Annotated in this window: 10 protein-coding genes; 6 read left to right on the top strand and 4 right to left on the bottom strand. The window is 62.8% G+C overall.

Annotated elements, in window-relative coordinates:
• Positions 1–28: 28 nt before the first annotated feature.
• Genes phnF through phnN form a run of 3 tightly spaced genes read left to right on the top strand, consistent with a single transcriptional unit; the run spans position 29 to position 2,105 of the window.
• On the top strand, positions 29–790 hold the full coding sequence (gene phnF, locus NA29_RS02845) for a phosphonate metabolism transcriptional regulator PhnF (protein ID WP_039395554.1): 762 nt from the start codon (positions 29–31) through the stop codon (positions 788–790).
• Positions 787–1,536 carry a DUF1045 domain-containing protein gene (locus tag NA29_RS02850; RefSeq protein ID WP_039395557.1) on the top strand — a complete coding sequence of 250 codons (750 nt, stop codon included), beginning with the start codon at positions 787–789 and terminating at the stop codon, positions 1,534–1,536. The genes phnF and NA29_RS02850 overlap by 4 nt, the downstream gene beginning before the upstream one ends.
• Entirely contained in the window at positions 1,533–2,105 is a 573-nt protein-coding gene (gene phnN / locus NA29_RS02855; RefSeq protein WP_039395560.1) for a phosphonate metabolism protein/1,5-bisphosphokinase (PRPP-forming) PhnN, read from the top strand. Before NA29_RS02850 ends, phnN begins: the two co-directional genes overlap by 4 nt.
• On the opposite strand, the gene NA29_RS02860 is transcribed toward phnN, so the two are convergent.
• Both NA29_RS02860 and NA29_RS02865 read right to left on the bottom strand, forming a co-directional pair.
• Entirely contained in the window at positions 2,079–2,654 is a 576-nt protein-coding gene (locus NA29_RS02860; RefSeq protein WP_039395564.1) for a TetR/AcrR family transcriptional regulator, read from the bottom strand. The two genes, phnN and NA29_RS02860, sit on opposite strands and share 27 nt — an antisense overlap.
• Positions 2,651–3,187, bottom strand: a complete 537-nt coding sequence (locus NA29_RS02865) for a dihydrofolate reductase family protein (protein WP_039402152.1) — start codon at positions 3,185–3,187, stop codon at positions 2,651–2,653. The genes NA29_RS02860 and NA29_RS02865 overlap by 4 nt, the downstream gene beginning before the upstream one ends.
• 266 nt (positions 3,188–3,453) lie before the next feature.
• Between NA29_RS02865 and NA29_RS02870 the strand changes: the two genes are divergently transcribed.
• The 3 genes from NA29_RS02870 to purU all read left to right on the top strand — a co-directional run bounded on the left by NA29_RS02870 (position 3,454) and on the right by purU (position 7,968).
• Positions 3,454–5,943 (top strand): GcvT family protein, encoded by a 2,490-nt coding sequence (locus NA29_RS02870; RefSeq protein WP_039395567.1) that lies wholly within the window; start codon positions 3,454–3,456, stop codon positions 5,941–5,943.
• Positions 5,944–6,141: 198 nt separating this feature from the next.
• A complete protein-coding gene (locus NA29_RS02875; protein ID WP_039395570.1) occupies positions 6,142–6,993 on the top strand; it encodes an NUDIX hydrolase in 852 nt (283 codons plus the stop codon).
• Between the two features lie 102 nt (positions 6,994–7,095).
• The gene (gene purU, locus NA29_RS02880) at positions 7,096–7,968 is read left to right on the top strand and encodes a formyltetrahydrofolate deformylase (protein ID WP_039395574.1); all 873 of its coding nucleotides are present in this window, start codon (positions 7,096–7,098) and stop codon (positions 7,966–7,968) included.
• 101 nt (positions 7,969–8,069) lie between these two features.
• Here the strand turns inward: purU and NA29_RS02885 are convergent, their stop codons facing one another.
• The gene (locus tag NA29_RS02885; protein ID WP_231965126.1) at positions 8,070–9,395 is read right to left on the bottom strand and encodes an MFS transporter; all 1,326 of its coding nucleotides are present in this window, start codon (positions 9,393–9,395) and stop codon (positions 8,070–8,072) included.
• Positions 9,396–9,711: 316 nt separating this feature from the next.
• Entirely contained in the window at positions 9,712–10,092 is a 381-nt protein-coding gene (locus NA29_RS02890; protein ID WP_039395580.1) for a DUF488 domain-containing protein, read from the bottom strand.
• Positions 10,093–10,127 lie beyond the last annotated feature (35 nt).

Consider the following 10,127-nt stretch of genomic DNA (forward strand, 5'->3'; position numbering starts at 1 on the left):
CATTACAACTTTCCGGGGTGTCAGTTTGATGACAGCACAACTCGAACGTGGTGGCGGTGTTGCGGTCTGGCGGCAGATCGCGCAGATTCTGGCCACGGAAATCGGCGAGCGTCGTTATGGCGAAGGCTCGCCGGACGACCGTCTGCCGAGCGAGACGGACCTTGCGCAGCGCTTTGGCGTAAACCGTCACACGGTGCGCCGCGCGATTCTCGGTCTGGCAGAGCAAGGGCTTGTGAACGTCGAACACGGACGCGGCACTTTCGTGCAGGCGGCCGCCATCGGATATGTGATCGGACGCCGCACGCGCTTCACCGAGAATCTGTCGCAGAACAATCTGAAGACCGCGCAGCAGATCATTTCCGCGCACAAGCTCAAGGCCGAAAGCAGCGTCGCGCACGCGCTCGGGTTACGTGCAGGCGCACCGGTCTATCGACTGGAACTGGCCCGTCGCAGTCTCGACACGCAGGGCATCGAACTTCCGCTGGCCTACAGCGAGAACTGGTTTCCGGCGTCGCGCTTTCCCGACTTTCCCGATGTGTTCGCAGAGCACGAGTCGATCAGCGCCACGCTCGCTATCTTTGGCGTGAAGGACTACACGCGTCTCGAGAGTCGCATCGGTGCGCGCATGCCTGACGCCGACATCGCCCGCCACCTTGGGATCAACCGTCAGCAGCCGGTGCTGAGCGTGGAAAGTACGGATGTGGACGAAGCAGGCAAACCGATCAAATACGGCATTGCCTACTTCCCGGCAGACCGTATGCAGCTTGTGGTGCAAGGGGCGACGCAATGAACGAAGGACAGCGACGGCAACTGGATTTGTCGGTGGCGCGTTTTGCGATCTACTACGCACCGCCGTCTGGCTCGTGCTGGTGGAACGAGGGCAGCCGCTGGCTGGGGCGTGATGCGATCGCGGCGCGTGCGTTGCATGCGCCGACGGTAGATGGGTTGTCGCGCTCGCTGCACGACCTCACCGTCGATCCGCGACGCTATGGATTGCATGCCACGCTCAAAGCCCCGATGCGGCTCGCACCGCAGGCGCGACTGAGCGATCTGTCGGGTGTTGCGGAGACGGTGGCGGCGCGTCACGTCCCGTTCGATCTGACGGTCCATACCGACGTGATCGGCACCGACAATGGCAAGTCGCCCGGTTTCGTCGCGTTGCGTCCGAAGGCGGGCGCTGCCGACGAGAAGGCGGTGAATGCGCTTGCGGCCGATTGCGTGCAGGCATTCGACACGCTGCGTGCGCCGATGAGCGACACCGAACTGGCCAAACGAAATCCGCATCTGCTAACGTCGCGTCAGCGCGAGTGGCTGGCGCAGTGGGGATATCCGTACGTGTTCGACGAATTTCGTTTTCACGTCACGCTCTCCGACCGTGTGACGGCAGGCGACGCCACGGTCATCACCGACTGGTGGCAGCCGCGCGTACAGGCGCTCGGGCCCATGCGCGTCGACAGTCTCGCCATCTTCGTTCAACCCACGCCAGCCGAGCCCTTTGTCATGTTCGAACGTTTCGCCCTCAGGGAAGCCGCATGAATCACGCACATCTGTTTTACGTGATGGGGCCGTCCGGTGCGGGTAAGGACTCGTTGCTTGCGTACGCACGAGCGAAGCTCGATCACGCGTCGTCGTCTCGTTCGCCGGTGTGCTTCGCGCATCGTTACATTACGCGTGCGCCGTCGGAGGGAGAGAACCACATCGCGTTGTCACACGCTGAGTTTTCGGCGCGGCATTCGCTCGGTTGCTTCGCACTCGACTGGGAGAGTCACGATTGCCGTTACGGCATCGGCGTCGAAATCGATGCGTGGATGCATGCGGGCGCGAACGTCGTGGTGAATGGCTCGCGCGCGTTTCTCGCACAGGTCGTCGCGCGCTACGCTGAACGTCTGCATCTGGTGGAGATTCGGGTCGACCCGGAAGTGCGGGCGCAACGTCTTGCGAAGCGTGGCCGCGAATCCGGCGACGCGCTCGACAAGCGTGTCGCGCACAGCGTGACATGGACGCCGCCCGAAGGTATTCCGCTTTCGGTGGTCGATAACGACGGGGCACTCGAAACGGCGGGCGATGCGCTGCTCGCCTTATTGACGTCGCGGCCCGAGCGCTGACAACAGACAGTCGAGCGAGCGCAGATAGTCGCCATCGTCCGGTGGCGGCGCGGCGGGCCTGTCGTCGTCGCGTGCGAAGGGTAGGCCGCTGCCGTGCGCATGATCGATCAGAATGTCTCGCCACAGGAGCGGTTCCGTCGTCATGGCTCGCAGCAGCCCGGTCAGACGGTCGGTGATATCGCGCGTCACACCGGCAAATGCCTCGGGTGTCGCGAAGATTGCGAGCGTCAGTTGCGGATGGCGACGCACGGCGGCGTGATACCGGATCAGAATTTCGCGTACTTCCTCATGACACGCGAGGCCCGCTTCGATGTCTTTGAGCACGTCGGCGTACACCGCATCAGACAACGCGCGCAGCAACCCGGCGTAATCCTCGACGTGATGGTAAAGACTCATCGGCGTGACACCGAGCCGACTGGCCAGCGCGCGCATGCTCAGTCCCTTTGCGCCGGTACTTGGCGCTTCGTGGAGCAGCGCGAGCGCCGTCGTCAGGATGGCGTCTCGCGTAACCCCGGTGCCCTGTGCAGGCCGTCCGCGCGTGCGTCTCATGCGATGACCCGATAAGTGGACTGCACCAATCCCGACGCAAAGCGCTGGCTGTCGATCAACTGCAAGTCGACGTCATCCGACAATGCACCGAACAGTGGCTTGCCCGCACCGATCAGCACCGGCACCGTCGTGACGACGATGTCCGCGATCAGTCCTTCGCGCAAAAACGATTGCACGACCTTTCCACCGTCGACATAGATCCGGCCCACGTTCTCCCGCGCCAACGCCTGCATCAGTGCACCGGGTGGCAGGTCGGAGAAGCGCACTTTTCCCTTGAGCGTATCGGGGACTGGCGTGTTTGCCAGTTGCGTCGATAACACCGTGACGGGCAGATCGTAGGCCCAGGGGCCCATCGTCAGCACCTTCTCGTACGTACCGCGGCCCATCACGATCGCGTCCTTGTCGGCGATGAAGGCGGCGTAGCCGTGATCCTCCGAGGGATCGTCGCGTTGCAGCAACCAGTCGATGTCGCCATCGGGCCGGGCGATGAAACCGTCAAGGCTGGTGGCGATGAACGCGTGCGCTGTCGTCATGGCTTGGTTCGTCATTATTTATACGGCGTATATTTTTGCGCAAACAATCGCTAAAGACAAGTCATGCGGCCGATGGCGTGTCGGCGCAGACAGGGTGAATTCACGATCGCGGCATTGATGTCGCCAATGTGTCCGTCAACTTTATGTTGCATTGTGTGTTGTAATGTTGCAAATTATTGCAATGATTTTGAAGTTTGAGTAGTCTCGCGTCATCGCTCATGTCATTGCCCGGCGCTGGCCGGTGCAAGCCTTTCCGGAGTCCATCCATGCCTTCAGCCTTGCCCACTCATGCCCGTGTCGTCATCGTCGGCGGCGGGATCGTCGGCTGTTCCGTTGCCTATCACCTGGCCAAGCTCGGCTGGACCGATGTCGTGTTGCTGGAGCAGGGACAGTTGTCGTGCGGCACTACATGGCATGCTGCCGGGCTGGTGGGGCAATTGCGTTCCCAGGAAAGCATGACGAAGCTCATCCGCTATTCCACAAAGCTCTACAGCGAGCTGGAAGCGGAAACCGGGCTTGGCACGGGGTGGAAGCAATGCGGTTCGTTGTCGGTGGCACGCAGCGCCGAGCGCATGACGCAACTCAAGCGCACGGCGGCCGTGGCGCGCGCTTACGGCGTGCAATGCGACGTGATCTCGCCGCGCGAAGCGGGCGAACTCTGGCCGGTCATGCGCACCGACGATCTCGTGGGCGCGGTGTGGCTGCCCGGCGACGGTAAGGCCAATCCGACCGACCTCACGCAGGCGCTCGCACGTGGGGCGCGCAGCCGGGGCGTGCGCATCGCGGAGAACACGCGCATCACGCAAATTCACACAGCGTCGCCCAACGGCATTCGCACGGCGACGGGGGTGTCGTGGCAGAACAAGGACGGTGAGCACGGACGCATCGACGCCGAGATCGTCGTCAACTGTGCCGGTCAGTGGGCCAAGGCCGTGGGGCGCATGTGCGGTGTCACCGTGCCGTTGCATTCCGCCGAGCACTACTACATCGTCACCGACCGTATCCCGGGTGTGCATACCGATCTGCCGGTCATGCGCGATCCCGACGGCTACATCTACTTCAAGGAAGAGGTTGGCGGTCTCGTGATGGGCGGTTTCGAGCCGAACGCCAAGCCGTGGGGCATGAACGGCATTCCGGAGAATTTCGAATTCCAGTTGTTGCCCGACGACTGGGACCAGTTCGAGATCCTCATGGAGAACGCGCTCATTCGCGTACCCGCACTGGAGACGGCGCAGATCCGCCAGTTCTACAACGGGCCTGAATCCTTCACGCCGGACAACAACTTCATCCTCGGCGAAGCGCCAGAGCTTCGGAATTTCTACGTCGGCGCGGGCTTCAATTCGATGGGCATTGCGTCCGCCGGTGGGGCAGGGATGGCGCTCGCCGAATGGATCGTGGCGGGCGAGCCGACGATGGATCTCTGGCCGGTCGACATCCGTCGCTTCGCGGGCTTTAACGGCAACGACACGTGGCTGCACGATCGCGTGAAGGAAACGCTGGGTCTGCATTACGCCATGCCGTGGCCGAATCGAGAACTCGATACGGCGCGTCCGTTCCGGCGCTCGCCGCTGTACGCGACGTTGCTTGCGAAGGGCGCGTGCTTCGGCAGCAAGATGGGCTGGGAGCGGCCGAACTTCTTTGCACCGTCGCCCGAACAGGCGAGCATCGATTACAGCTTCGGTCAGCAGAACTGGCACTCGTGGAGTGCAGCGGAGCATCATGCGTGCCGCGACGCCGTGGCGCTGTTCGACATGAGCTCGTTCTCGAAGCTGCTGATCAAGGGGCGCGACGCCGAACGCGTGCTGCAGACGTTATGCAGCAACGACGTCGCCGTTGCCCCGGGGCGCACCGTCTACACCGCGATGCTCAACGAGCGTGGCGGCTACGAATCGGACTTCACGCTCACGCGCCTCGCGCCGGACCAGTATCTGATGGTCACGGGCTCGGCGCAGACGACACGTGACATGGACTATCTGGAGCGGCGCATCGCCAGCCTGCCCGACGATCCGCGCTGCACCGTGGTCGACGTCACCGGCCAGTACGCCGTGCTCGCGCTGATGGGACCGAACTCGCGCGCGTTGTTGCAGCAGGTATCCAAAGCCGATTTCTCCAACGAGGCGTTTCCATTCGGTACGAGCCGCGAGATCGATCTCGGCTACGCGACGGTGCGCGCGACGCGCCTGACCTACGTGGGCGAGCTTGGCTGGGAACTGTACGTGCCGGTCGAATTCGCCGTTGGCGTCTACGAGACGTTGCATGCGGCGGGCGTTGCGTTCGGGTTGAAGGACGCGGGCTACTACGCCATCGATTCGTTGCGCATCGAGAAGGGCTATCGCGCATGGGGACGCGAACTGACGCCGGATGCGAACCCGGTCGAGGCGGGGTTGACGTTCGCCTGCAAGCTGACGAGCGACATCGCCTTCACGGGACGCACCGCCGTCGAACTCGCGAAGTCGAAGGGCGTGCGCCGTCGTCTCGTCAGCGTCGCACTCGATGACGCGAGCGACAAGATGCTGTGGGGCGGTGAAGCGGTGTTGCGCGACGGTCAGCCTGTCGGGTTCATCTCTTCGGCAGCCTTTGGCCACACCATCGACGCGCCTGTGGGCCTGGCCTATCTGACGAACCCGGACGGCCCGGTGTCCGCCGAGTACATCGAGGCCGGTCGCTATCAGGTTGATCTCGCTGGGGAGCTGCTCGATGCCCGGGTGCAACTGCGCGCGTTGTACGACCCGAAAGGCGAGCGGGTGAAGGGCTGAACGACGAACGTGTGTATGGCTGAACCGCACGCCGGGGTCCAAATCCCAATGTCGTTCAGCCCAGCCAGACGGGCGATGCGTGCCGACGCGGGACGGTCATTCCCCGCGCTTCGGGCGAACTCGTCGCCGCTTCTGTAAAATGCCGCTTTTGCCTCGATTTCGCGCGCCAACGCCTGGCGCGCGTCCGGTCTCTGACGTATGTCTTTTGCTTGTATTGCGGCGGCGCGCCGCTTCGACGACCGAGCGCATCTGCCGCTCGTGATCGGCTCGCAGCGTTTTGGATGGATTCGCCGTAGCGACGTCGAGTCGCTGTGCCGCTGGCCCGACGTGTTCGAGATCAGTTCGCTCGCCGTGCGCATTCATCCGCGTCACGATACGTGCGAAGCCCGCACGGCGGCGCTGGCGCCCGTGATCGAAGCCCTCGCCGCCGAGGGACGTATCACGGGCTGGCGCAACGAGCATTACGCGATCCGTCAGCGTCTGTACGACACGCCGCTGGCGTGGATCGAACGCGCGGCCTCTCGCTTTTTCGGTACACGCACGTTCGCCGTGCATGTGAACGGCTACGTGCCCGCTCGCTTCGTCGGCGAAGCCCCGAAGATGTGGATCGCGCGCCGCAGCGTGCTCAAGGCCACCGATCCGGGCTGTCTCGACAACCTGTCGGCGGGGGGCATCGGTAACGGCATTGGTGTGGGCGACACGCTGGTCAAGGAATGCTGGGAAGAAGCGGGTATTCCGGCGCATCTGGCCAGCGAAGCGCGTCCGGGCCGTACGCTGCACATCCTCGCGGAAATTCCCGAAGGCGTGCAGTCCGAGCAGATTTTCGTCTACGATCTTGCGCTGCCGCGCGGGTTCGTCCCCGAGAATCAGGACGGCGAGGCGAGCGCGCACTGGCTGTGCTCGGCGGGCGACGTACGCGACGTGATTGCGCGCGGCAAGATGACGGTCGACGCGAGCCTCGCGAGCCTCGACTTCCTGCTGCGCGAAGGCGCGATTCGCGTGAAGGACTGCGCCGGTATCGAGGCATTGTTCAAGCCTGCGGACGAGTAAGCCCGCGCCGGATGCCCAGTGCGCACGCGGCCGGCATCGAATCGACGAATCACCGAATTTCAACACTGCAACGACATTGCAAGCCTTTGCCCAGGAGCAATCATGGCACCGATCGAAAATAGCTACATTCTGAAGTTGTCCTGCCCGGACCGTCCCGGCATCGTCCACACGGTGGCCGGTTTCCTGGTCGAGCGCGGCGGCAACATTCTCGACTCGGCGCAGTTCAACGATCGCTTCACGGGCGGCTTCTTCATGCGCGTGCATTTTCAGCAACTGCCGGGCCAGAGCGATCTGGCGTCGCTCCAGCGTGATTTTGCACCGCTGGCCGAGCAGTTCGAGATGGAATGGGAACTGGTCGACGCTTCGATCAAGCCGCGCGTCATGCTGATGGTGTCGAAGATCGGCCACTGCCTGAACGACTTGCTGTTCCGCTACAAGACCGGCCAGCTCAACGTCGAAATCCCGGTGATCGTGTCGAACCACAAGGATTTCTACCAACTGGCGGCGAGCTACAACATCCCGTTCCACTATCTGCCGCTGATGAACGCGACGCCCGAGTCGAAGGCCGCGCAGGAAGCCAAGGTGTTCGAGCTGGTCGAGGACAACAACATCGATCTGGTGGTGCTGGCCCGTTATATGCAGGTGCTCTCGAGCGACCTGTGCAAGAAGCTGGCGGGACGCGCCATCAACATCCACCATTCCTTCCTGCCGAGCTTCAAGGGAGCGAAGCCGTACTATCAGGCGTTCGACCGTGGTGTGAAGCTGATCGGTGCGACGGCGCATTACGTGACGTCCGACCTCGACGAAGGTCCGATCATCGAGCAGGAAGTCGAGCGCGTCGACCACACGATGGACCCCGAGCAACTCACCGCCATCGGTCGCGACGTGGAATGTGTCGCACTCGCGCGCGCCGTGCGCTTTCACGCCGAGCACCGCATCTTGCTGAACGGCCACAAGACGGTGATCTTCCGCTGAGCGCTTCGCTGATGTTTGTGCCGCTCAATGCGGCACATCGCACAGACAAAAAAGCCCGGGACACGAAGTCTCGGGCTTTTTTTATGCGTTCGTGACGTGTATCAGGTGCGCTGTGCCAGTTCGCTGCCCGCATCGCGCGAAAGCCGCGCAATCGAGATCGTCGAGCTGACGGCGATCAGGCCGACGACGAGAAACGCCCAAGGGAAGTCGACGTTCGTCACATGGTCGCGCCCATGCAGCCACGACGACGTCTGCAACACCGCCGCGCCAATCGTGATCCCGAGCGTGAGCGACACCTGTTGTGCGACGCTGGCGAGACTCGTCGCCTGACTCATGCGATGCCCCGGCACATCGGCGTAGGAAATCGCATTCAGACTCGTGAATTGCAGCGAGCGGAAACAACCGCCGAACAGCAGCGTGCCAAGAATCACCAGATGCGACGTCTGGTCGGTGAAAAGTCCGTACCCCCCGATGGTCGCGGCCGCAATGACTGCGTTCGTCATCAGCACGCGGCGGAACCCCCAGCGCTGAAGAATGCGCAGGGAGAGCGTCTTCATGAACATCGCACCGGCCGCGGAGATGAAGGTCAGCGCGCCCGACTCCAGCGGTGTCATGCCGAAGCCGAGTTGCAGCATCAGCGGCAAGAGAAACGGAGTCGCGCCTACGCCAATGCGAAACAGCGTGCCGCCACCGACACCTGCGCGGAACGTGGGGATGCGAAAGAGATCGAGCCGCAACAACGGATGCGCAATTCCTTTCGCGTGACGCAGATACGCGACGATCAGCGCAGCGCCGACGGCGACCAGCCCGAGGGCGAGCGGCGTGGGAATCAGATGACGGCCGATGGTCGACAGGCCGAGCATCAGGATCGACAACCCGAAACCCGAGAGCAGGAAGCCCTTGACGTCGAGCGGCGGCACTTCGTCTTCGTACAGATCGGGGATGAATTTCGTCGCAAGGATGAAACCGAGCACGCCGATGGGGATGTTGATGAAGAAGATCCAGCGCCAGTGCCAGTACGTCGTGATGAAGCCGCCCAGCGGCGGACCGAGCACCGGACCGACCAGCGCCGGGATCGTGAGGTAGTTGAGCGCGCGCACCATGTCGCGCTTCTCCACGGACTTGAGCAGTGCGAGTCGCCCCACGGGCACCATCATCGCGCCGCCCATGCCCTGCACGAAGCGTGCAATCACCAGCTCCGGCAAGTTGGTCGAGATGCCACAGCAGATGGAGCTAACGACGAACACGCCGATAGCGGTGCGAAAGACGTTGCGCGTGCCGAAGCGATCGGCGATCCATCCACTGACCGGAATGAAGACCGCGAGGCTGATGAGGTACGTCGTGAGGGCGAGCTTGAGCGTGATCGGGCTCTCGCCGAGATCTTTCGCGATCAACGGCAAGGAGGTGGACAACACGGTGGAATCCATGTTCTCCATGAACAGCGCGCAGGCAACTATCAGTGGAACGAGCATGAGGCATGACGTTGCCGTCGCGGCAACGAGAGTAAGCGAACGAGGTACGGCAAGAAGTGCAGCACGGGGGTACCGGGGTAAAGCGCAGACGATGCAGCAGATGACGCTTTCTGCGTTTATAGCAAATTCCGGTGCGGCGCGTCCCGTCGATGGTTGAAGCGAGCTGCCATGCGGATTTCAGAGGGACTGACGAGGTATCCCGTCGTTTTAAACAGCGGAATGCTGTACTGCACCGCGATATGTTGTTTTGTCTGACGAACTGCTTGCCTCCTCAATGCGCCTCAAGAAAGTCACGGAGGACATGCAGGTGCGTATGTGCTTCGTCGTCTTCCAGTCGATGTGCGGCCGTGAGTAATGTGACCGGGCCTTCGGTCAGACGCGTGCGCAACTCGGCGAGCATCGCGTTGTGGTCGGCATCCAGCGTTGACAGTTCTTCGAGGAAGCGTGTGCGGAACGCCGCGAACTCCTCGGGATGCTCGTGAAACCACTTGCGCAGCGGTGTGCTCGGCGTGACGTCCTTCGCCCAGAAGTCGACATGCGCCTTGACCTTGGCCAATCCGCGCGGCCAGAGGCGGTCGGCGAGAACACGCTGGCCGTCGGCAGCGTCGGGGGCGTCGTAGACGCGCTTGAAGCGAATGTTGTAAGACGGCATAGGGGGCGGCCTCCGGTGGTGATCGCGTGAGCGCC

This window comes from Pandoraea sputorum (assembly GCF_000814845.2).
GTDB lineage: Bacteria > Pseudomonadota > Gammaproteobacteria > Burkholderiales > Burkholderiaceae > Pandoraea > Pandoraea sputorum.